Source organism: Micromonospora sp. NPDC005087 (assembly GCF_042872965.1).
Classification (GTDB): domain Bacteria; phylum Actinomycetota; class Actinomycetes; order Mycobacteriales; family Micromonosporaceae; genus Micromonospora.
This window is the reverse complement of sequence record NZ_JBIALB010000041.1, coordinates 1-22,437: the sequence shown is the minus strand read 5'-3', so window position 1 is coordinate 22,437 and position 22,437 is coordinate 1. Positions and strand designations below refer to the sequence as shown.

Sequence of the window (22,437 nt, the reverse complement as noted above, 5' to 3'; positions counted from 1 at the left end):
GCGATCACAGAGCGTAGACAACTCGATGATCACTGACTCCGTGCCCGTTTCGCTACTCTGCATCCCCGCCGTCACCTACTGGCGGACGCTCTAAGACCTAACGTGGTTGGTGACCAGATTGATCGGGCGGCGCACCTCGACCAGGCCCGCGCCGGCTACCGGCCGCCGACGACCCGGCGGGCCACCGCCAGCAGGTACTCCTTGCGGTCCAGGGGGTTGTGGTCCCAGCGTGCCCGGGTGGGGGCCGGGCCCCGCCCCGGCCGGTACCGGTCGAATGCGGTTTCGAGCACGCCCTCGCCCCGGGTCAGCGACGGCAGGCGGCGCTCCAGCGCGTGCACCCGGCCCGCCGGGATGTCCCCCTCCACCAGGTACGACGTGCCCTGCCCGGTGGTGTCGGTCGGCACCGCGTCGAGCCGGGCGAGCGCCGGCAGCAGGGTGCCGAGGACGTCGCCCGGCACCTCCAGCCGGAACCGGTGCACCGGCTCGTGCACCCGGGTGCCGGCCCGGGTCAGCGCGGTCATCAGCACCAACGGGGTGAGGTTGCGGAAGTCCCCGGCGGTGCTGGACATGCTCTTGTCGAAGGTGCCATGGGAGTGGCTCTGCCGGGCCCAGTAGCCGGCGTGGGTCATCGTCACCTCGCAGTCCGGGATCTGCCAGCCGTGCGGCCCCTGGCGCAGCGTCCGGTGCACGGTCTCCTCGACGGCGGCGAAGAACGCCGGTGGCATCGATCCCAGCTCGACGCCGAGCCGGAAACTCACGCCCGCGCCGACCGACGCCGGGGCCACCCGCAGCCCGACGGTGGCCAGGAACGGGTTGGGCGCCACGGCGATCACCTCGACCGCCTCGCCGACGCCGCTGACCCGCTCCACGTGCACCGTGCTGGTCTCCCGGAAGGTCACGGCGACCCCGAAGTCGTCGGCCAGGGTGGCCTGGATGACCTCCTTCTGCACCTCGCCGTAGAGCGAGACGCTGATCTCGTGCTGCCGGTCGTCCTGCCGGAGGTTGATCAGCGGATCCTGCTCGGCGAGCTGGCTCAGGGCGGCGTGCATCGTGACCCGGTCCGCGGCGCGGGCCGGGACCACGACGGTCTCCAGGGTGGGCGGCGCGAACTGGCGGTCCGCGCCGGCGCGCTTCGGGGGTACGCCGACCGGGTCACCGATCCGCGCCTGGGTGAGGCCCCACAGCCGGGCGATGTGGCCCGCGCCGACCGACGACGCCGCGATGTCGGCCCCGTCGGCGACGACGCGCACCCCGGTGACCAGCGAAGCGCCGGTCGCACCGACCCGGATCCGGTCCCGGACCCGGATGGTGCCGGTGAAGAGCCGGACCAGCGCGATCTTCTCCCCCGCCGGGCCGCGCTCGATGGCGAACACGGTGCCGGAGACCGGGGCCTCGGCGTCGCCCTGGGCCGTGGGCAGCAGTTCGGTGATCCCGGCGATCAGCGCGTCCACTCCGGCGCCGGTGATGGCCGAGCCGGCGAACACCGGCTGGACCAGCGACCGGCCGGTCCGGTCGGCCAGCGCCCGGCGCAGCCGGGGGTACGGCAGCGTCGCGGGGTCCGCCACCCAGTCGGCGAGCAACGCGTCGTCCTGACCGGCGAGCAGGTCGATCAGCCGGTCGGTGAAGCCGACGTCGGCCGGGCCGTACGACGTGCAGCGGGCGTCCCGGGTACCGGGCCCCGCGACCGACCCCATGGCCACCACGGACGGGGTCAGCTTCTCCGCGACGGCCCGCACCACCCGCTCGGGGTCCGCCCCCGCCCGGTCGACCTTGTTCACGAGGATGAGCGTGGGGATGCGCAGCCGGCGCAGCGTACGCATCAGCACCCGGGTCTGCGGCTGGACGCCCTCGACCGCGGAGATCACCAGCACCGCACCGTCGAGGACGCCGAGCACCCGCTCGACCTCGGCGATGAAATCCGGGTGACCGGGCGTGTCGATCAGGTTGACGGTCACGTCGTCCAGCACGAAGGAGACGACGGCCGAGCGGATGGTGATCCCGCGTTGCCGCTCCAGTGCCAGGGAGTCGGTGCGGGTGCTGCCCGCGTCGACGCTGCCGAGCCGGTCGGTCACGCCGACGGCGAACAGCAGTCGCTCGGTCAGGCTGGTCTTACCGGCATCGACGTGCGCCAGGATGCCGAGGTTGAGGGTCTTCACGAAGCGTCGTGTCCTTCAGGTAGGTGACAGGTCCCTTCTGGCCGGACATCGACGCAGCGCGCATTACTACTCCCTGAGATCGGTGGTCGTTTCAGGTAGCTCAACAGGCCGGCGTGCGGCGAGCAACCGATTAACCGGGGCATCCACCCACTCGTGGGCCCTATACCTGTGAGTCATGTTCATGACTCACAGGTATGGCGCTCGACCGGGTGCTGCCCGCCGGACCCGACTGCCGCCTCGCGGGCGCGGGCCGGTGCTGGTCTCCGGCAGACTGCCCAGCATGGTGGAGACCTCCGTGCGACTGCTGCGGCTGCTCGCCCTCCTGCAGGGCCACCGTGACTGGTCCGGCGCGGAGCTGGCCGACCGGTTGGCGGTCACCGCCCGCACGGTGCGCGCCGACGTCGAACGGCTGCGGGTGCTCGGCTACCGGATCGAGTCCCGGCCCGGGGTCGCCGGCGGTTATCGGCTCGGCGCGGGGTCTGCCCTGCCGCCGCTGCTGCTCGACGACGACGAAGCGGTGGCGGTGGCCGTCGGCCTGCGGGCGGCGGCGTCCGGCTCGGTGCGCTGCATCGAGGAGACGTCGCTGCGGGCGTTGGCCAAGCTGGAGCAGTCGCTGCCGTCTCGGCTGCGGCACCGGGTGGACGCGTTGCGCACGGCCACGGTCTCCGCCGCGGCCGGTGGCCCGACCGTCGACGCCGAGACGCTCACCGCCGTCTCCACGGCCGTGCATCGCCGCGAGCGGCTGCGCTTCGACTACGCCGGGCACGACGGCACCACCACCGTGCGCGACGTCGAGCCGTACCGGCTGGTCTACACCGGCCGGCGCTGGTACCTGCTGGGCTGGGACACCGACCGGGCCGACTGGCGGACCTTCCGCGCCGACCGCATCCGGCCCCGGGTGCCGACCGGTCCGCGTTTCGCACCCCGCGAGCCGCCCGGTGGCGACGCGGTCGCGCACGTGCTGCGCGGCGTCGGCTCCACAGCCTGGCCGCACCCCGCCCGGGTACGCCTGCACGCGCCGGCCGACCGGATGGCGCAGCGGATCCCCTCCACGGCAGGCCTGCTCGAGGCGATCGACGAGCAGACCTGCCTGCTGCACACCGGCGGGGAGTCGCTGGCCAACCTGGCCGCCTTCCTCGGCACCCTGGAGGTGGACTTCGACGTGCTCGACCCACCGGAGCTGCGCGCCGTGCTGCGGGGCGTCGCCGCTCGATTCGGTCGCGCCGGTCAGGTGTCGTGACGACGGGAGGTTCCGGCGACGGGTCTACGGCTGCGGGACCAGCCGGAACGACTGCGCCGCGGTGCCGTTGCAGGTGTACTGGACGAGCTGGACGCTGTCGGCCGTGGACGCTCCCGGCACGTCGAGGCACTTGCCGCTGTTGCGGTTGACCAACCGGTAGTAGCCGCCGCCCTCCGGCTCGGCCCGCCACTGCTGGTTGTTTCCGCCGCTGTAGGACCAGAGCTGGATGGGCGCCGAGTTGGCGGTCGACACGTTGGTCACGTCGAGCACCTGGGCGCTGTTGTTGCGGTTGTTGATCCGCAGGTAGCCGCCGCTGGTCGGCGGGAACTGGTACTGCTGCGCGGTGCTGCCGTTGCAGGCGTACTGCTGGACGGCGGTGCCGTTCGCGCTGGCGGCGGCCCGTGCGTCGACACACTTGCCGCTGCCCCGGTTGACCACGGTGTGCCAGGCGGTCGGCGAGATGCCGTCGGTCGGCGGGGGCGTCGTCGGGGGGACGGTGCCGGCGCCGGCGAGCCAGTGCAGCCCGTCGATCAACAACCGGTTCTGCTGGGCGCTGTCGAAGGTGGACGACAGCCCGGTGTTGGTGCTGTAGTTCATGGCGTTGTGCCCGAAGTTCGCGTAGAGCATCTTGTACTGCCGGTTGCTCCAGACCAACGGGTAGTAGCCGCCGTACCAGGACTGGTTGGGGTCGGTGCCGACCGGGAAGCTGGACGGGTCGACCGAGGCGAGAATGTCGATGTTGGGGTTCTGCCGCAGGTCGTTGCTCCAGGAGTACCACTCGCTGATCGACGACGAGAACGTCGCCGGGAGGTTCCGGGTGGCGGCGTGGGTACGGTTGTCGGCGCGCAGGGTCACCCGGGTGGGTCCCCAGGTGTTCGTCTGGAACGAGCCGCTGCCGAGGAAGGTGTTGTAGTACCAACTCCAGCTCGACGGGTTCTGGGTGAACGCGCTGACGTGGAAGCCCAGCCACGCCCCGCCGTTGCGCATGTACTGCTCGAACGCGGGACGCTGTGCGGCGGGCGGCGCGTCGTCGAGGAACATGACGACCTGGTACTGGGCCAGGTTCGCGGTGTTCAGCAGGCCCCAGTTGGTGGTCGCCTCCCAGGAGAAGCCGTACTGGGCGGCCGCCTGTGGGAACCAGGCGCGGGCGTCCCGGACGAAGTCGATGTGCGCCGCGTCCCAGGTGCCGTTGTAGAAGGCCAGGACCTTGAACGTCGGAGCGGCCTGTGCGGCGCGCGAGGCGTTGACGGCGATGCCGGCGGTCACCGTGACGATCAGGGCGACCAGCAGCGAGATGATCCGTCTGGCACGGGTGGAGAGTTCTGCGATCACCTGATCGTCCCTTCGGTCGGTGGCCTGGGGACGCGCGCCGCCGCGTCGCTGGAAACCATTTGTTCACAAGGTTTACAGATAGACGAAAGGTTATTCGCTGGGCCCGGGTGGCGTCAATCGCGCGGCGGTGGATCGGGTGGGGTTCCTCCGGCAACGGGTACCCCGATCCGGTGACCAGCCCGGACGCGGTGAACGTCGACCAGCCGCTCGCCGCGGACGTGCCCGCCGCGCCGCACGACGCCAGCGGCGAGCGGGTGCCGACCCGCGACCTGACCGGGCTCGCGCCGGCGGCCCGGCCGGCGCGCCGCTGGACCCCGAACCGGGTGGTGGTCACCCCGGCCGCGCTGGAGCACCCGCACGGACAACGGATCACCGAGCGGGTGCGGGCGCTGGGCATCGAGGTGGAGCGGCTGCGGTCCAACCGGCTGAGCGGCGTACGCGGGCGCACCGACCGCGAGACGTACGCGCGAGCGAGGTCGACCATGGCGATCGTGGTGAGCCCGCCCTCGCGACGCGTCCTGCAACCCATCGCGCCCAGCGCCGACTGGCGCGTCGACTTGGCGGAGGGCTGCCCGGCGCACTGCCAGTACTGCTACCTCGCCGGGTCACTCTCCGGCCCACCGGTGACCCGCGTGTACGCCGACCTCGACGACATCCTGGCCGGGCTGGCCGCGTACGCCGGGAGCGGGACGGTGACCAGCCGCAACGCGCGGCGCGCCGACGAGGGCACCACCTTCGAGGCGTCCTGCTACACCGGTCCCCTCGCCCTGGAGCACCTGACCGGCAGTTGGCTCCGGGCGGTGCAGCACTTCGCGGGCTGGGACGCGCCGGTGCAACTGCGCTGGACCACCAAGTACGCCGACGTGGACAGCTTCGTCGGTCTGCCGCACGCCGGCCGGACCCGGGTCCGGTTCAGCGTCAACTGCGCCCCGGTCAGCGAGCGGTTCGAGGGCGGCACCGCCCGGCTGCCGGACCGGCTCGCCGCGCTGCGCCGGCTCGCTCTGGCGGGCTACCCGGTCGGGCTGACCATCGCGCCGATCATGCCGCTGCCGGACTGGCGGGAACGCTACGGCGAGCTGCTTAACCAGGTCGCCGCGGCGGTCGACGGGGTGCCCGAGCTGGACCTGACCGCCGAGCTGATCACCCACCGGTTCACGCCGGGCAGCAAGGAGGTGCTGCTCGGCTGGTACCCGCGGACCCGGCTGGAGATGGACGAGGAGTCGCGCAGCCGGAAACACGGCAAGTTCGGCGCGGTCAAGTACGTCTATCCACGGGACACGATGGGCGAGCTGCGCGGCTGGTTCGTCGCCGAACTGGCCGCGCGGGTGCCGGCGTGCCGGATCCTCTACTGGACGTGAGCCGCCCGGGCGTCAGCCGACCGAGGATCGGGCGACGGGCGCGGCGAAGTAGGTGTCCGGGTACGGCTCGTCGCGGAAACGGTAGTGCCACCACTCGCGGTCGTAGTTGACGAACCCGCCGTCGGTCATCAACCGCTGCAACAGTCGCCGGTTGTCCCGGGCCGTGCCGGTGATCCGGGGGTCGGCGGTGTGCGCCCGGGCGTCGAAGCAGTCGAAACCGGTGCCCATGTCGATGCTGTTGTCGGCGAAGCGCTGCCCGCGCGGCGCGGTGCAGGCGACCAGCGGCCGTCCGGGATCGTACGGGGGCTGGCTGGCGGCGGGCTCGTCGACCAGGGTCAGGTCCAGGGTGCTGCCCCGGCTGTGCGCGGTGGGCGCCCCGATGTAGCCGTCGGCGAAGAGGCGGCTCTTGGCCACGTCCGGATAGAACTCGGCCTTGGTCTGCTGCTCGCCGGGGCGCTTCGCCCAGGCCACGAAGTCGTCCACCGCAGGCTGCGGCCGGTAGCAGTCGTACACCTTGAGGCTGTGCCCACCGGCCAGCGCGGCGTTCTGGACCCGGCGCAGCGCCTCGGCGGCCTGGTGGGTGAGCAGGCACAGCGGCTCGGGGTAGCCGCTGATCGGCCGGCCGACGAAGTTGTGCGCGCCGGCGTACCGGATGTCGGCGTGGATGCGGGGGTCGAGGTCGGTCAGCACCACGAACCCCGGCAGCCGGGCGGCGGCGGACCGGGCAGGGCTCGACGGGACGGGGCTCGACGACGCCGGCACCGCGACCGTGGGCTCCGGGCGGGGCTCCGGCCGCGAGCAGCCGCCGAGCAGCGTGACGAGCGCCAGTACGACGGCGCCGCCCACCCGTCCTGACCTGCGCACCCGTCCTGTCTATCAGGCCCGGCCGGGGCTCCGCGCCGGATCAGCGTCCGGCCGCCGGCCGAGCGGGCCCTCGCCCTCGCCCAGGTGCTCGCCGAGGAAGCGCAGCGCCGCCTCGTCGTCGTCGATGCCGCCGGCCTCGTGGCCGTTGTACCGCCACACCGACAGCTCGGTCGGGCCGGCGTGGGCGTTGACGGCGGCGTAGACCGTCGACGGCGGCACGATGTCGTCCATCAACGCCACCGAGTAGCGCGCCGGCCGGCGGCAGCGCCGGGCGAAGTTCACCCCGTCGACGTACGCGAGGGTGGTCAGCACCCGCTCCTCGGCGTCCCGGTGGATCGCCAGGTAGTCGCGGATCTCCCGGTACGGGCGGGCGTCGGTGGCGACCACCGCACGCGGGATGTCACAGAGGAACGGCACGAAGGCCACCACCGCCCGCAGGCCGGGTGCCAGCGCTCCGGCCGCGAGCGCCAACCCGCCGCCCTGGCTGTGCCCGAGCACCGCCACGCGGGTCGGGTCGACCACCGGCAGGGTCCGGACGGCGTCCACCGCCCGGACCGCGTCGGTGATCAGCCGCCGGTAGTAGTACGTGCGCGGGTCGGCGATGCCCCGGGTGGCCACCCCGGGCGCCTCCGGGCCGGCGGCGCCTGGGTCCGGGGTGTCGCCCCGACTCCAGCCCGACCCCTGCCCCCGGGTGTCCATCTGCAGGTGCGCGAACCCGGCCGACGCCCAGAGCAGGTTCTCCAGCGGGTGCCCCCGCCCGCCGCCGTAACCGGCGTACTGGACCAGGGTCGGCAGCGCCGTGCCGGCCCCACGGGGCACCCGCAGCCAGGCCCGCACCGGCTGGCCGGCGAAGCCCGCGAAGGTCACGTCGAGCACGTCGATGCCGGCCAGCCCGCTCGCCACCGGCTCGGCCCGTACCGGCCAACCGGCGTCCCGGGCCTCCGCCAGGGTGCCGGCCCAGAACTGGTCGAAGTCCGCGGGCTCCCGCACCGCGCTGCGGTAGCCGCGCAGCTGCTCCTCGGGCAGGTCGGTGTACACGACGCTCAGACGGTCGGGTGGACGGTGAACAGCGGATGCATCCGTCGGGTGTGGTCCAGCTGCCGTGCCGGGCCGGTCAGCGCGACCGCCGCCACCAGCCGGGGTTGCGTGCTGGACGAGCCGAGGCGCAGCTCCAACGCCCCCGGCTCGATCACCCGTCGACCGTTCCGCCCGGTGAACGAGAACAGATCGGCCGGCACGCTCACCTGGATCCGGCAGCCCGCGCCGGCGTCCAGCGGCACCCGCAGGTAGCCGATCAACCGCTGCACCGGCTGCACCACCGAGGCCACCGGGTCGTGCGCGTAGAGCTGCACCACCTCGCTGCCCCACCGGTCGCCGCTGTTGCGCAGCGTGAAGGCCAGCCGCAGCTCGCCATCGGTCTCCGCCACCGCCTGTTCGACCGCCAGCTCCGACCAGTCGAACCGGGTGTAGCTGAGCCCGTGCCCGAACCCGTACGCCGGGGTGGGGTCCAGGTTGGAGACGTCGGTGGCATGCCCCAGCCGGGCGGCGAGGTAGGTGGTGGGCTGGCCGCCGGGGCTGCGGGGCACACTGACCGGCAGGCGCCCCTGCGGCTCGACCCGCCCGCTGAGCAGCCCGGCGATCGCCGTGGGCCCCTCCTCGCCGGGGAAGAAGGACTGCACGATGGCCGCCGCCTCGTCGACCGCCCGGCCCAGCGCGTACGGCCGGCCGGCGATCAGGGCGACCACCACCGGCGTGCCGGTGTCCAGCAGCGCGTCCAGCAGGTGCTGCTGCGCCCCCGGCAGGGCCAGCGACTCGGCGTCGCAGCCCTCGCCGCTGGTGCCCTGACCGAACAGCCCGGCCCGGTCACCGAGCGCCACGATCACCACATCGGCGCTCCGGGCCGCCTCGACGGCCGCGGCGACACCGCCGGTGTCCGGGTCGTCGATGCCCACGCCGACCTCGACGACCATCTCGCTCGCCGGGAACTCGCCGGCCAACGCCTGTGCCAGCGTCGGCAGCTCGATGCCGGCCGGCAGCTCCGGGTGGCGGGACCCGACGTGCACCGGGAACGAGTAGCAGCCCAGCGCCGCCGCCGGACTCCCGGCCTGTGGGCCGATCACCGCGATCCGCGCCGGCCCGGCGAGCGGCAGGGTGCCGTCGTTGCGCAGCAGCACGATGGCCTGCTCGGCCACCTCCCGGGCGAGCGCCCGGTTCGCCGGCGAGTCCAGGTCGACGGTGCCACGCACGGCGTCGGGGTCGGAGACGTCGACGCCGTCGAGCGCCGGCGGCACCGGGTTCCAGTCCGGGTCGAGGAGCCCGAGCTGCGCCTTCTGCAGCAGCACGCGGCGCACCGCCCGGTCCACCAGCGCCTCGGGCACCTGCCCGGCGGCGATCGCGTCCCGCAGCGGCTGACCGAACGTCTTCACCGTGGGCAGCTCGATGTCCACCCCGGCGGCGAGCGCGGCCCCGGCCGCCTCGCCCCAGCCGCCGGCCACGCCGTGCAGGGTGTGCAGGAAGGCGATGCCGAAGTAGTCGGCGACCACCGTGCCGGTGAACCCCCAGGTCTCCCGGAGCAGGCCGGTGAGAAGCTCCTCGTCGGCCGCCGACGGCATCCCGTCGGTGTCGGTGTAGGCGTGCATCACCGATCGCGCGCCGCTCTCGCGGACCGCCATCTCGAACGGCAGCAGCATCACGTCCGCCCGCTCCCGTGGGCCCATGCCGACCGGTGCGAGGTTGCGCCCGGCCCGGGAGGCGGAGTAGCCGACGAAGTGCTTCAGGGTGGCCACCACGCCCGCGGACTCCAGCCCCTGGATGTACGCGGCGGCAACCGTCCCCACCAGGTACGGGTCCTCGCCGACGGTCTCCTCGACCCGTCCCCAGCGAGCGTCGCGGACCACGTCGAGCACCGGCGCGAGCCCCTGGTGCACGCCGAGGCGGCGCATGTCGGAGCCGATCATGGCGGCCATCCGCCGGATCACGGTGGGGTCGAAGGTGGCTCCCCAGGACAGCGGCACCGGGTACGCGGTGGCGCCCCAGGTCGCGAAGCCGGCCAGGCATTCCTCATGGGCGAGCGCGGGGATGCCGAAGCGGTTGGCGGCGGTGATCCGTTGCTGGCTCCGCAGCAACGACAGCGCGCCGAGCGCCGGGTCGACCGGTGCGGTGCCGAACGGCCGGGTCAGCTGGCCGAGCCCGGTCTCCAGCAGCGCGTCGAGGTCGACCGCCTCCTCCATCTCGTGCTGGTAGGGCGCCACCTCACCGCCGTCGGCGGAGGCCCCGACCCACACGCCGTAGAGCTGCGAAATCTTCTCCGCCAGGGTCATGGCGGCGACCAGGGCGTCGACACGGGTGGTCAACGCCTGCGTCGGGTCGTTCCAGGTCGCGGTGCTTTGTTCGATGTCCAGCGTCACGTTGTCGGTCACTTTCCTCCGACGCCCATCGGCCCCCGTACGAGGGGCCGCCGGGCGAACAGGTAGACGGTTATGCGGTGTTTCGACTCTCTGCGCGTACCGGTGCCGCTCAGCCCTTCACCGCGCCCTGCAGGCCGCCGACGATCTGCTTCTCGGCGAAGGTGAAGAAGAGAAGTGCCGGCAGCATCGCCAGCGAGGTGAACGCGAGGATTCCGGCGGTGTCGGAGGTGTACTGGCTGGAGAAGTTCTGCACGCCCAGCGGCAGGGTGTGCAGGTCGGCGTCGCCGAGCACGAGCAGTGGCAGGAGGAAGGCGTTCCAGCTCGCCACGAACGCGAGAACCCCGACGGTGACCAGCGCGGGCCGGGACAGCGGCAGCATGACGCGCCAGAGGAAACCGAGCCGGCCCGCGCCGTCGATCGCTGCGGCGTCCTCCAACTCACGGGGTACGGCGGCCAGGAAGGGACGCAGGATCACGATCGTGAGCGGCAGCGAGAACGCGATCTGCGGGAGCATCACCGCGTAGTAGGAGTTGATCAGGTTGAGGTCACGCAGCATCAGATAGAGCGGCAGGATCGCCGCCCCGGCCGGGAAGAGCAGACCGAGGGTGAAGAAGGTGTAGAGCGCCTCCCGGCCGCGGAAGCTGTAGCGGGCGAGCACGAACGCGGCGCAGACGCCGAGCAGCACGACGCCGAGCGTCGTACCCAGGGAGATCACCGCGCTGTTGAACGCCTGCTGCCAGAAGTCGCTCCGCGTCAGCACCCTGGCGTAGTTGTCCCACACCCAGGGATCGGGCAGCCCCGCCGGGTCCGCGATGATCTGCGGGGTGGTGCGGAAGCCGCCGACGATCACGTAGACCACCGGGGCGATGGAGACGGCGGCGATCGCGAGGGCCAGCCCGTAGGTCAGCGGATTGCCCCACGAGAACGGACGGCGGTGCGGCGACGAGGGGGACGTCAGCGCGTTCTCGGCCACGGTCAGTTCCTCCTTCCGGTGACGGCGCCCTCGATGTCGCGACGGAGGAGAAAGCGCTGGAACAGCAGCGCCGCGATGAACGAGATGACGAACAGGATCACGGCCACCGCGTTGCCGTAGCCCCAGAGCCGGGCGAAGAAGCCGTTGTCCACCATGTAGGTGGCCATCGTGGCCGAGGCTCCGAGCGACCGGACCGCGGGCACCGAGGTCACCCAGATCACGTCGAAGACCTGCAACGAGCCGATCATCGACAGGAACATCCAGATCCGGATCGTCGGGCCCAGCAGCGGGAGCGTGACGTGGCGCTGGGTCTGCCACCAGCTCGCGCCGTCGATCGCGGCGGCCTCGGTCAGCTCGGGCGGCACGTTCGACAGCCCGGCGAGCAGGAGAATGATCGCGAAGCCGACGTACTTCCAGGTGAGGACGACCAGCAGCGTCCAGATGACGATGTCGAGGTCGGCGAGCCACGCCTGCACCAGGCTGCCCAGACCGATCTGCCGCAGCAGCACGTCGATGGTTCCGCCGCCGGTGAGGATCAACTTCCACATGATGCCGACGGTGACTTCGGCGAGGACGTACGGCACGAACACCAGGAGCCGGAACACGGTGCGGCCGCGGAAGCGACGGTTGAGCAGCAGGGCCACGGCCAGGGCGATGGGGCCCTGGAGCAGCAGCGAGCCGAACACGATGATGGCGTTGTTGCGCAGCGCGTCCAGGAAGATCGGGTCCTGAAAGGCGAGGATGTAGTTGTTGATTCCGACGAACTCGGTGGGCGGCCCGACCCCGCGCCAGCGGAAGAGGCAGTAGTAGACCGCGAAGCCCATCGGCACCAGCACGAACATCACGTAGACGGCGACCGCCGGTGTGGTGAGCCCGATGATCTCGTACCACTTGCGTCTGGTCTCGGCAGCGCGGGACGACGGGCGTCGGGCGGCCGGGGGGCCCGCCGGCGGCGCGGACGCGCCGCCGGCGGGGCTGAGGGTCGGGTTGGTGGAGGTCACTTCTTCGCGGCCGCCTTCATCGCGTCGACGACCTTCTCCGGGGAGCCGTTGCCGGCGAAAATGGCGATGACCGCGTCGTTCATCGCGTTGCCGACGGTGCTGCCGAAGGCCGTGTCCAGCCAGAGCTGCACATACGTCGCACCGGAGGTGGCCTCCAGGATGGACTTCAGGGACGGGTCGGCCACGCCGGCCTCCGCACCCTTGGCTACGGGCAGGCCGGTGCCGGTCGCGGCGAAGCCCTTCTGCACCTCGGGGCTCACGATGTACTTGAGGAACTCGACGCACTCGGCCGGGGCGCTCTTGGCGCAGGCGAACCCGTCGCCGCCGCCGAGAGCCGCCTTCGGGTCACCGGCGGAGCCGGTGATCGCCGGTACGGGGAACCAGCCGAGGAACTTCGTGAGGGCTTGCGGGTCCTCCGCGACGGTCTCCAGGGTGCCCCTGTTCCAGTCGCCCATCAGCTCCATCGCGGCCTTGCCGTTGGCGACCAGCCCATTGGCGCTGGTCGGGTCGTTCTGGCCCGGCGTCGCGATGAAGTTCGGCTGGAACGGGTTGGTGCCGATGAAGGTCTTCAGGTCCTGGCCCGCCTTGACGAAGCACGGGTCGTCGAAGACCAGGTCGACGGACGCCTTCTTGAGCGTGTCGACCGAGCAGGCACGCAGCGCGAAGTTGTACCACCAGTGCGCGGCGGGCCACTTGTCACCGGCGCCCAACGCGATCGGGATGACCTTGATGGCCTTGAGCTTGGTGACCGCCTGGTTGAGCTCCTCGAAAGTGGTCGGAGGAGCGGTGATGCCCGCTTTCGCGAACATTTCCTTGTTGTACCAGATGCCCTCGATCCCCATCCGGTACGGCAGGCCGTACTGCTTGCCGTCCACCTGCCAGATCTCGGTCGCGCTGCCGATGTTGGCGACCTCGTCCTTGACCTGACCGGTGATGTCCTTGAGGTAGTCGGCCTCCACCTGCTCACGCATCTCGCCGCCACCCCACGCCTGGAAGATGTCCGGCGGGTCGCTGGTCAGCAGCGCGGCGGGGAGCCGGGTGCGCTGGAGTTGGTTGGTCTCGATCGCCTCGATCTGGATCGTGACGGTCGAGTGCAGTGCGGAGAAGTCCTTCGCGACCTTCTCCCAGTACGTCTTGCCAGGCCCGTCCTGGGAGGCGTTGTGCCACCAGGTCAGGGTCACCGGGTTCTTGTAGAGCTCGTTCTCGGCGGGTGCGTCGCTGTCGCCGCCGTTACACCCGGCGACGAGCAGTGCGGTGGTCATCAACAGCGCCAGGGTGGCGCCCGCGCGGTGCTTCATCGCCATCGACACGTCTCCTCGACTAGCAGTGGCGGTAATTAGGTGCGGCGAGTTTTGCAGTCCCCGCAACGGGGTGTCAACCGTTGTCGATAACGTTTTCGATTCCCTTGCGACGCCTCCCAGGTGGCCCTCTATCATCGTCGGCGTGACCTTCCCCGAGCGTGTCAAGATGTCGGACGTGGCCCGTACGGCCGGCGTCTCGGTGGCGACCGTGTCGAAGGTCGTCAACGGTCGCTACGGCGTGGCGCAGGCGACCGTGGAGCGCGTCCGGGAGGTCATCCACCAGCTCGGCTACGAGGCCAGCCTGGGAGCGCAGAGCCTGCGCAGCCACCGGACGAACGTCCTGGGCATCCTGGTCGCCGAGTTCGAGCCGTTCTCGACCGAGCTGCTCAAGGGCGCGTCGAAGGAGGTCGCCGGCACCGGCTACCAGCTGCTGGCCTACTCCGGCGGCGACGGCGACGGCACGGCCGTCGGCTGGGAGCGGCGCTCGCTGGCCCGCCTGTCCGGGACGCTCATCGACGGGGCCGTGATCGTCACGCCGACGGTGGTCGAGACCCAGCAGGGCTTCCATGTCGTGGCCGTCGACCCCCACACCGGCCCGTCGGGGCTGCCCACCGTCGACTCCGACAACTTCGCCGGCGCGGTGCTCGCGACCAACTACCTGCTGTCGCTCGGTCACCGCCGCATCGGCCACATCAGCGGTCGCCCCGACCTCGAGTCGGCGCGCCTTCGCGAGGCCGGCTTCCGCCGGGCCATGACCGACGCGGGCGTCGTGGTCGACGAACGACTCGTCCGCGTCGGCGGTTTCCGGGTCGAGAGCGCCGCCGCCACGGCCGCCGAACTGCTGGCACTGCCCGACCGGCCGACCGCCGTCTTCGCCGGCAACGACCTCTCCGCGATCTCCACGATGGACGTCGCCCGGTCCATGGGCCTGACGGTGCCCGATGACCTGTCCGTGATCGGCTTCGACAACATCCCTGAGTCGGCGCTGGTCACCCCGCAGCTCACCACGATCGCGCAACCCCTGCAGCGCATGGGCGCCGAGGCGATGCGGCTGCTCATGGACCTCGTCGGCGGCATCGAACGCGACCCGCACGTCCGGCTGCCGACCGAACTGGTCGTCCGGTCCTCCTGCGCCCCGTGCACGCCCTCCCCCGGGCCCGATCGGCCGCCGTCGGCCGCCGGTACGGCGAGCGGCTGAGCGGCTGAGCGGCGAGGTCACGGGTGCCGCGCCGGGCCCGGCGACGCGCCGGCCCGTGCCGACCAGCCGGACTTCCGGGATTTCTCCGCAACTTCCCGGCACACGGCGGCGATGCGCCCTGTCGCCAGCCCCCGGTCCGTGCGGCAAGATGACCGATGGGACGGGCACGCTGCTCCTGGGCATCCCGGCGTCGGCGTCCGGCCCGCCCCCGAAAGAACAAAGGAGACGCGGGTGGACGCGGACGACGGACGCAGGGTCACCATCAGCGCCATCGCGCGAGAGGCCGGAGTCTCGGTGCCGACCGTGTCCCGGGTGCTCAACGGCCGCTCGGACGTGGCCCCCGGCACCCGGGAACGGGTCGAGGAGTTGCTGCGCCACCACGGCTACCGGCGTCGCGCCAGCCGCACGGTCCAGCGCGCCGGCCTGGTCGACCTGGTCTTCAACGACCTGGACAGCCCCTGGGCCGTGGAGATCATCCGCGGGGTCGAGGACGTCGGGCACGCCGCCGGCGTGGGCACCGTGGTCTCCGCGATACACCGACAGTCCACCGCCGCCCGGCAGTGGCTGCAGAACCTGCGCGCCCGGGCCACCGACGGCGTCATCTTCGTGACCTCGCACGTCAGCCCGCCGCTCTACGCCCAGTTGCGGCGGCTCAACGTGCCCGTGGTGGTGGTCGACCCGGCCGGCGTGCCCGCCACCGACGTGCCCACCATAGGAGCCACCAACTGGGCCGGCGGGCTCGCCGCGACCGAGCACCTGCTCTCGCTCGGGCACCGGCGGATCGGGTTCGTGGCCGGGCCGACGCACCTGCTGTTCAGCCGAGCCCGGCTGGACGGCTACCGGGCCGGGCTGGAGGCCGTGGGCCTGCCGCTGGAGGAACACCTGCTCCGACCCGGCGACTTCTACCACGCGTCCGGCTTCGCCGCCGGGTCCTCGCTGCTGGACCTCGACGAGCCGCCGACGGCGATTTTCGCGGCGAGCGACCAGATGGCGTTCGGCGTCTACGAGGCGATCCGGCAACGGGGCCTGCTGGTCCCGGGCGACGTCAGCGTGGTCGGCTTCGACGACCTGCCCGAGGCGCGGTGGGCGTCACCGCCGCTGACCACTGTGCGGCAACCGCTGGTCGAGATGGGTCGGCTGGCCGCGCGGACCGTCCTGCGGCTCGCCCAGGGCGAGGCCATCGACTCCCCCCGGGTGGAACTCGCCACCGAGTTGGTCGTCCGGGACAGCACCGCCGCCCCGCCGACCGGGTCACCCGGCCGGTCGTGACGGTCGGAATCGTGTCGGACACCGGTTTCGCCGGTTCCGGTTCGGCTCCCGAAAGTTCCGGTTTCCGGCGACTGTTTGCGGGCCAGCGACGGCGAACTGCCGACGGGTACCCCCGGCGGTTCGGGCACGACACGCTGGCGCGGTGAGCGACCCGGGGCCGCCCACCGCGCCGAACGGTCAGTGGTGGTGGTGCGAGCGGACGGCCCGGCGGATGTCCACCGGCAGCGCCGGTGCGCCGTCGACCGGCGCCGGGTCCTCGGCGGTCGGCGCCACTCCCCCGGCGGCGATCCGGTCGAGGGTGGCCAGCCCGGCCGCGTCCACCTCGCCGAAGATCGTGTAGTTGGGGCGCAGCGCGGAGTTGGCGTAGACCAGGAAGAACTGGCTGCCGTTGGTGTCCGGCCCGGCGTTGGCCATGGCCAGCACGCCTCGTTCGTAGACCCGGCGTTCCCCGGTCGGGTCGGTGGGCGCGGGCGGCAGGTCGGTCGGCAGTTCGTCGCGGTACCGGTAACCCGGACCGCCCTCGCCGGTGCCGGACGGGTCACCGCACTGCAGCACACTCAGCGTGGGGTACGCGGTGAGCCGATGGCACGACGTGCGGTCGTAGAAGCGCTTGCGAACCAGGTGCAGGAAGCTCTGCACCGTGCACGGTGCGGCCTCCCGGTCCAGGGTCAACCCGATCGGCCCGTGGTTCGTGGAGAGGGTGACCCGGACGGTGCCCCGGTCCGGCGTACGCCGCGGGTCGGGCGGCAGGGGCACCGGCCGGGCAGCCGGCTCGTCGGGCGTCTCGGCGTACGCGCACGGCCCGTGCGTCGTGCGCGGTGGGCGGGTGGCGGCATCGGCGGCGGACGCGGTCACCGCGTCCGCCGTCGCGCGCGGCGCGGCGACGGCGGTGGCGGACGCGCCGGCGACGAGCGCGCCGGCGAGCACCGTCACCCCCGCGAGGCGGTTCAGTACGCGCACCGGCCGGCGGGGTGCCGCCACGCCGGACCGCGGTTCGAGTTCACTCGACAAGGGATCCTCCTGGACTCGTGGTGCCAGAAAGACCGGAGTCTATGGATGTCGGGGCCGGTTGTCGATCCGTCAGGGCAGCCGGCGACGGCGGCGCCACAGCAGCCCGCCCAGCAGCAGCACGCCCGCGCCGCCCAGCGCCGTAACCGACCAGAGCCACCCCGACCCGGAGCGCACCGGACCGCTGGCCGCCGCCGGCCGGGGCGCGCCGGGCGCGGCCAACTCAGACGGCGCGGCCGACGGCGTCGCCATCAGCTCGCCCGGCTCGACCAGCCGGCCGACGGCGGCGTCGCGGGGCAGCGTGAAGCCCCAGTCCATCAGGGCCGCGCCCTGCTCCCAGCCGCGCATCGGCGCCGGCTCGGCGCCCAGCAGGGTCACCACCAGCCGCCGCCCGTCACGCTGCGCCGCCCCGACATAGGTGTGCCGGGCCAGATCGGTGAAGCCCGTCTTGCCGCCGAGCGCACCCGGGTACCGGTAGATGAGCTGGTTCTCGTTCTGGATCTGGAAACCCTTGGTGCGCTGCTTCGGCTGGGCCGGGATCTGCGTCTGCTCGGTGAGCGCGTACCGGCGGAAGGTCGGCTCGGCGAAGCAGGCCCGGGCGATCAGCGCCAGGTCGTACGCACTGGTGAACTGCCCCTTGCCGTCCAGCCCGGAGGGGGTGACCGCGTGCGTCTGGAGCGCGCCGAGCCGGTGCGCCTGCTCGTTCATGGCGCGTACCCCGCCGACCGCGCCGTCCGCCCCGCCGCCCAGCCGGGCCAGCACGTTCGCCGCCTCGTTGCCCGAGTTGAGCAGCAGCCCCAGCCAGACCGTCTCGACGCTGTACCGGCCCCCTTCGACCAGACCGACGGCGGAGGATCCGGGCTCGATGTCCATGTCCGCCGCGGTGACGGTGACCGTCTGCTTCGGATCCAGCCGGGGCAGCATCGTGGCCGCCAGCAGCAGCTTCTGCACGCTGGCCGGGGTGCCGTACTCGTGCGGTCCGCAGCCACCGAGCACCTGGCCGGTGTCCAGGTCGGCGACCAGCCACGAGGTGGCGGTGACCGCCGGTGGCGCGCCGACGCCGGCCGGCACGACCAGGCCGCTGGTGTCCAGCCCGGCGCCGCCGACCACCCGCTGCTCGGGCACGGCGGGCGGGGGCGAGGGCCGGGGCGGCCGGGACACCGCAGGGGCCGGCACCGTGGGGCACCGCACGGCCGTCGCGGTGGGGGCGCCCGTGGCGGCGGTGACCGGCGCCGGAGCGAGCAGGACGGCGGACGCCGTGACCGCCAGCAGCGCAGCTCTCATAGGCCCGACCCTAGCCAACAAGATCGCTCGGTGGGTCCGGTTGGCCTGCCGACCATCTGGCCGCGCCACGATCGCTCAGGTAGTCGTGCAGCGCGGCACTCCCCCGAAGCCGACGCAGGCTGCGGGCGTGCAGCTCCTGCTCACGGCGGCCCAGCTCGGCGCGGACCCGCTGCGCACTGCCGGTGGTGCGCAGCTCGCCCAGCACCGCCTCAATGATCTCGAACGGGTAGGCGCCCCGGCGCAGCAGCGCCACGACCTGCGCGGCCCGCAGCTCGGCCTCGTCGTACACCCGGTACTTCGTGCCCGGCGTGCGGCCCGGCCGGAGCAGGCCGCGCTCCTCCCACAGCCGTAGCTGCGAGGTGCGGACCCCGACCAGGGCAGCGACCTCGCCGATGCGGGCGCCACGGCGTGGCGCCGGTCGGACCGCCGGCGGGCTGCCCAGCACCGTCTCGAAGGCGCCGAGCACCCGGCGGATCTCGGCGCGCTCCCGGTCCAGTTCGGCATGGCCGCCGTCGAGCGCCGCCAGGGCCGCCGGCAGGTCACCCCGGTGCACCGCCGCCATGATCTCCCGGGTACGGCTCCAGCCATGTCCCTCGGCCAGCCGCCGCGCCACGGTCAGCGCCCGGGCGTGCTCGGGCGTGAAGATCCGATAGCCGCTCGCGGTGCGCCGCACCGGCGGCAGCACGCCCACCTCGACGTAGTTGCGCACCTGCTGCACCGAGATCCCGACGGTCGCAGCCAGGTCCACGGCACGCAGGCGGTCCTTCGGCGCGCTGTCCACGCCGGCCACCGTACCGGTTGTCACGTGATTTGAGACTTTGCAGGGCGTTCCGCCGCGCCTCCCGGCTGAATCTCGGCAGAAGCCTCTATGAGGTTGTGAATGAGACAATGTAATCCGTCAGCCCGGCGGGGCCTTCCCTGCCACGATCTCGTGAAGGGTTCGCATGTCGCAGCCAGCATGGTCCGTCGCCGACGGCCACGACATCATCGAGGTACGCGGAGCGCGGGAGAACAACCTCGCCAGCGTCTCGGTCGACATCCCCAAGCGCCGGTTGACCGTCTTCACCGGTGTCTCCGGCTCGGGCAAGTCGTCGCTCGTCTTCGGCACCATCGCCGCCGAGTCCCAGCGCCTGATCAACGAGACCTACAGCGCCTTCCTCCAGTCGTTCATGCCCAACCTCAACCGGCCGGACGTCGACTCGCTGCGCAACCTCGGCGCCGCCATCGTGGTCGACCAGGAGCGGATGGGGGTCAACTCCCGCTCCACCGTGGGCACCGCCACCGACGCGTACGCGATGCTGCGGATCGTCTTCAGCCGGCTCGGCCAACCGTCCGTGGGCGGCGCGGGCGCGTTCAGCTTCAACCTGGCCGAGGGGATGTGCCCGACCTGCGAGGGGCTGGGCCGGGTCTCCGACCTCGACGTGAACGAGCTGGTGGACGTCGAGCGCTCACTCAACGGCGGCGCGATCACGGTGCCGAACTTCGCGGTCGACTCCTGGTACTGGCAGACCATCGTCTCCTCCGGCCTGTTCGACCCGGACGCCAAGCTCCAGGACTACACCCCCGAGCAGTGGCAGGACCTGCTCTACAAGCCGGCCACGAAAATCAAGATGGGCAGCAACAACTGGACGTACGAGGGTCTGGCGGTCAAGGTCAAGCGGCTCTACCTCGCCAAGGACCGCGAGTCGATGCAGGGGCACATCCGGGCCTTCGTCGACCGGGCGGTCACCTTCACCACCTGCGCGGCCTGCGGCGGCACCCGGCTCAACGCGGCGGCCCTGTCCTCGCGGATCGCCGGCCGCAACATCGCGGACTGCTCGGCCATGCAGATCAGCGACCTGGCCGAGTTCGTCCGGGCCGTCGACGACCCGGCGGTGGCGCCGCTGATCGCCAACCTGCGGGACCTGCTGGATTCGCTGGTCGAGATCGGGCTGGGCTACCTCAGCCTGGACCGGGAGTCGGCCACCCTTTCCGGCGGTGAGGCGCAGCGGGTGAAGATGGTCCGCCACCTCGGCTCCAGCCTCTCCGACGTCACGTACGTCTTCGACGAACCGACCGTCGGCCTGCACCCGCACGACATCGCCCGCATGAACGACCTGCTGCTGCGACTGCGGGACAAGGGCAACACGGTGCTGGTCGTGGAGCACAAGCCGGAGACCATCGCCATCGCCGACCACGTCGTCGACCTCGGCCCCGGCGCCGGCGCCGACGGTGGGCGGATCTGCTTCACCGGCGACGTCCCCGGCCTGCGCCGCTCCGCCACGCTCACCGGACGGCACCTGGACCACCGGGTGACCCTGCGCGACGAGGTACGCCCACCGGCCGGGCAGCTCGCCATCCGCCACGCCGACCTGCACAACCTGCGCGACGTGGACGTGGACATCCCGCTCGGAGTCCTCACCGTCATCACCGGCGTGGCGGGCTCCGGCAAGAGCTCACTGATCCACGGGTCGTTGCGCGGCCGGACCGGGGTGGTGATCGTGGACCAGTCCCCGATCCGCGGGTCGCGACGCAGCAACCCGGCCACCTACAGCGGGCTGCTCGACCCGATCCGCGCCGCCTTCGCCAAGGCCAACGGGGTCAAGGCGGCGCTGTTCAGCGCCAACTCCGAGGGTGCCTGCCCGGCCTGCAAAGGGATCGGGCTGATCTACACGGACCTGGCGATGATGGCCGGCGTGGCGAGCGTCTGCGAGCGGTGCGAGGGCCGGCGGTTCACCGACGAGGTGCTCACGTACACGCTGCGCGGCAAGAACATCAGCGAGGTGCTGGCCATGTCGGTCACCGAGGCGCACGCGTTCTTTCCCAGCGGGCCGGCGCACCTCATCCTCGGCCGGCTTGTGGACGTCGGGCTGGGCTACCTCAGCCTCGGCCAGCCGCTGACCACCCTCTCCGGCGGGGAGCGGCAGCGGCTCAAGCTCGCCATCCACCTTGCGGAGAAGACCAGCACGTACGTGCTGGACGAGCCGACTACCGGCCTGCACCTGGCCGACGTGGACCAACTGCTGGCCCTGCTGGATCGGATGGTCGACGCCGGCAACACGGTGATCGTCATCGAGCACCACCAGGCGGTCATGGCGCACGCGGACTGGCTCATCGACCTGGGACCGGGCGCCGGGCACGACGGCGGACGCATCGTCTTCACCGGCACGCCCGCCGAACTGGTCGCCCGGGGCGACACGCTCACCGCCGACCACCTACGCGAGTACGTCACTGAGCCGGCGGTGATCGCCCAGGGATAGGTGCACGTGCCACCTCCGGCGGCGCCAGCGTTGGTCGGGTGGGCGCGTGGCGGCTAGCGCTCGGGGCCGGTGGGCGCGTGGCCGGTGGGCGCGTGGCGGCTGGCGCTCGGGGCCGGTGGGCGCGTGGCCGGTGGGCGCTTGGCGGGTGGCGCTCGGGGCGGTGGTGATCAGGCGATGCGGCGCAGCCAGCGCCGCTGCCACGGGGTCTCCACCGCCTTCGGGTGGTAGCCCGCCCGTACCCACGGCACCGCCCGGTCGGCCGGGAGCCCGTCGAGGATCGCCAGCGCGGCCAACGCCGTACCGGTGCGCCCCACCCCGCCCCGACAGGCCACCTCGACGCGCTCACCGTCGTGGGCGCGTCGCAGCGTCGCCCGCAGGGCGTCGAGCGCGTCCGCCCGATCGAGCGGTATCCAGAAGTCGGGCCACCGGATCCGCCGGTGTGGCCACGCCGGTTCCGGGCCGGGGGCCAACAGCAGGGCGAAGTCGGCGGGTGAGGCGACCTCGGCGGCGATGCGCCGTCCGCGCACCGTCGCCCCGCTGGGCAGGACGAGCACACCCGACTGCTCGGACCAGGGCTGAGCGACAGTCACCTCAGCATTGTGCCGCCAACGGGGTCTGGCCATCGTCCCCGCCCGTCACCAGTGGACGGGCACAGACAGCGCACCCGCCGGTCGCCCGAGGGGACGGGGCACAGACAGCGCCGCCCCTGGCTGGTGGGCTGGGGGCGGCGTTGGTGTCGGTGTGCAGGTCGCCTCTCGGCGAGTGGCGCGACGCGGTTCCAGCCGAACGGTATTCCGCGAGGGCGAT

17 protein-coding genes are annotated in these 22,437 nt (G+C 72.3%); 5 read left to right on the top strand and 12 right to left on the bottom strand.

Going from position 1 to position 22,437, the window contains the following annotated elements; translation table 11 throughout:
* Positions 1 to 155: 155 nt before the first annotated feature.
* Positions 156 to 2,156 carry a translation factor GTPase family protein gene (locus tag ACFYPS_RS35430; RefSeq protein WP_354966654.1) on the bottom strand — a complete coding sequence of 667 codons (2,001 nt, stop codon included), beginning with the start codon at positions 2,154 to 2,156 and terminating at the stop codon, positions 156 to 158.
* 280 nt (positions 2,157 to 2,436) lie between these two features.
* Between ACFYPS_RS35430 and ACFYPS_RS35425 the strand changes: the two genes are divergently transcribed.
* The gene (locus ACFYPS_RS35425; protein WP_354966655.1) at positions 2,437 to 3,396 is read left to right on the top strand and encodes a YafY family protein; all 960 of its coding nucleotides are present in this window, start codon (positions 2,437 to 2,439) and stop codon (positions 3,394 to 3,396) included.
* A 24-nt stretch (positions 3,397 to 3,420) separates the two neighbouring features.
* Here the strand turns inward: ACFYPS_RS35425 and ACFYPS_RS35420 are convergent, their stop codons facing one another.
* Positions 3,421 to 4,728 (bottom strand): RICIN domain-containing protein, encoded by a 1,308-nt coding sequence (locus tag ACFYPS_RS35420; RefSeq protein ID WP_354966656.1) that lies wholly within the window; start codon positions 4,726 to 4,728, stop codon positions 3,421 to 3,423.
* Positions 4,729 to 4,898: 170 nt separating this feature from the next.
* On the opposite strand from ACFYPS_RS35420, the gene ACFYPS_RS35415 reads away from it, so the two are divergent.
* On the top strand, positions 4,899 to 6,086 hold the full coding sequence (locus tag ACFYPS_RS35415; protein ID WP_354966657.1) for a spore photoproduct lyase family protein: 1,188 nt from the start codon (positions 4,899 to 4,901) through the stop codon (positions 6,084 to 6,086).
* 12 nt (positions 6,087 to 6,098) lie between these two features.
* Here ACFYPS_RS35415 and ACFYPS_RS35410 read toward each other — a convergent pair whose 3' ends face one another.
* The 6 genes from ACFYPS_RS35410 to ACFYPS_RS35385 all read right to left on the bottom strand — a co-directional run bounded on the left by ACFYPS_RS35410 (position 6,099) and on the right by ACFYPS_RS35385 (position 13,635).
* A complete protein-coding gene (locus ACFYPS_RS35410) occupies positions 6,099 to 6,950 on the bottom strand; it encodes a M15 family metallopeptidase (RefSeq protein ID WP_354966658.1) in 852 nt (283 codons plus the stop codon).
* A 12-nt stretch (positions 6,951 to 6,962) separates the two neighbouring features.
* Positions 6,963 to 7,988 carry an acetylxylan esterase gene (locus tag ACFYPS_RS35405; protein ID WP_387330645.1) on the bottom strand — a complete coding sequence of 342 codons (1,026 nt, stop codon included), beginning with the start codon at positions 7,986 to 7,988 and terminating at the stop codon, positions 6,963 to 6,965.
* A 5-nt stretch (positions 7,989 to 7,993) separates the two neighbouring features.
* On the bottom strand, positions 7,994 to 10,369 hold the full coding sequence (locus ACFYPS_RS35400; protein WP_387330642.1) for a beta-glucosidase: 2,376 nt from the start codon (positions 10,367 to 10,369) through the stop codon (positions 7,994 to 7,996).
* Between the two features lie 97 nt (positions 10,370 to 10,466).
* Positions 10,467 to 11,330 carry a carbohydrate ABC transporter permease gene (locus tag ACFYPS_RS35395; protein WP_387330639.1) on the bottom strand — a complete coding sequence of 288 codons (864 nt, stop codon included), beginning with the start codon at positions 11,328 to 11,330 and terminating at the stop codon, positions 10,467 to 10,469.
* A gap of 2 nt (positions 11,331 to 11,332) precedes the next feature.
* Positions 11,333 to 12,331, bottom strand: a complete 999-nt coding sequence (locus ACFYPS_RS35390; protein WP_387330636.1) for a carbohydrate ABC transporter permease — start codon at positions 12,329 to 12,331, stop codon at positions 11,333 to 11,335.
* A complete protein-coding gene (locus ACFYPS_RS35385) occupies positions 12,328 to 13,635 on the bottom strand; it encodes an extracellular solute-binding protein (RefSeq protein WP_354966662.1) in 1,308 nt (435 codons plus the stop codon). The genes ACFYPS_RS35390 and ACFYPS_RS35385 overlap by 4 nt, the downstream gene beginning before the upstream one ends.
* Before the next feature lie 139 nt (positions 13,636 to 13,774).
* Between ACFYPS_RS35385 and ACFYPS_RS35380 the strand changes: the two genes are divergently transcribed.
* A complete protein-coding gene (locus ACFYPS_RS35380; protein ID WP_354966663.1) occupies positions 13,775 to 14,830 on the top strand; it encodes a LacI family DNA-binding transcriptional regulator in 1,056 nt (351 codons plus the stop codon).
* A 231-nt stretch (positions 14,831 to 15,061) separates the two neighbouring features.
* Positions 15,062 to 16,099: a LacI family DNA-binding transcriptional regulator gene (locus tag ACFYPS_RS35375; protein ID WP_387330632.1), complete on the top strand. Its 1,038-nt coding sequence runs from the start codon at positions 15,062 to 15,064 to the stop codon at positions 16,097 to 16,099.
* A 177-nt stretch (positions 16,100 to 16,276) separates the two neighbouring features.
* On the opposite strand, the gene ACFYPS_RS35370 is transcribed toward ACFYPS_RS35375, so the two are convergent.
* The 3 genes from ACFYPS_RS35370 to ACFYPS_RS35360 all read right to left on the bottom strand — a co-directional run bounded on the left by ACFYPS_RS35370 (position 16,277) and on the right by ACFYPS_RS35360 (position 19,172).
* A complete protein-coding gene (locus ACFYPS_RS35370; protein ID WP_387330629.1) occupies positions 16,277 to 17,110 on the bottom strand; it encodes a peptidylprolyl isomerase in 834 nt (277 codons plus the stop codon).
* Positions 17,111 to 17,179: 69 nt separating this feature from the next.
* Positions 17,180 to 18,391: a D-alanyl-D-alanine carboxypeptidase gene (locus ACFYPS_RS35365; protein ID WP_354966666.1), complete on the bottom strand. Its 1,212-nt coding sequence runs from the start codon at positions 18,389 to 18,391 to the stop codon at positions 17,180 to 17,182.
* Positions 18,392 to 18,401: 10 nt separating this feature from the next.
* Positions 18,402 to 19,172, bottom strand: a complete 771-nt coding sequence (locus ACFYPS_RS35360) for a MerR family transcriptional regulator (protein ID WP_354966667.1) — start codon at positions 19,170 to 19,172, stop codon at positions 18,402 to 18,404.
* A 163-nt stretch (positions 19,173 to 19,335) separates the two neighbouring features.
* On the opposite strand from ACFYPS_RS35360, the gene ACFYPS_RS35355 reads away from it, so the two are divergent.
* Positions 19,336 to 21,630, top strand: a complete 2,295-nt coding sequence (locus ACFYPS_RS35355) for an excinuclease ABC subunit UvrA (RefSeq protein WP_354966668.1) — start codon at positions 19,336 to 19,338, stop codon at positions 21,628 to 21,630.
* 167 nt (positions 21,631 to 21,797) lie between these two features.
* Here ACFYPS_RS35355 and ACFYPS_RS35350 read toward each other — a convergent pair whose 3' ends face one another.
* On the bottom strand, positions 21,798 to 22,220 hold the full coding sequence (locus tag ACFYPS_RS35350) for a protein-tyrosine phosphatase family protein (RefSeq protein ID WP_354966669.1): 423 nt from the start codon (positions 22,218 to 22,220) through the stop codon (positions 21,798 to 21,800).
* Positions 22,221 to 22,437: the final 217 nt, after the last annotated feature.

What these genes read in the sequence shown, in the direction of transcription:
- ACFYPS_RS35355 (WP_354966668.1), top strand. Translation starts at nt 19,336, where the DNA reads ATGTCGCAGCCAGCATGGTCCGTCGCCGACGGCCACGACATCATCGAG.
- ACFYPS_RS35385 (WP_354966662.1), bottom strand. Translation starts at nt 13,635, where the DNA reads ATGGCGATGAAGCACCGCGCGGGCGCCACCCTGGCGCTGTTGATGACC.
- ACFYPS_RS35425 (WP_354966655.1), top strand. Translation starts at nt 2,437, where the DNA reads ATGGTGGAGACCTCCGTGCGACTGCTGCGGCTGCTCGCCCTCCTGCAG.
- ACFYPS_RS35365 (WP_354966666.1), bottom strand. Translation starts at nt 18,391, where the DNA reads ATGAGAGCTGCGCTGCTGGCGGTCACGGCGTCCGCCGTCCTGCTCGCT.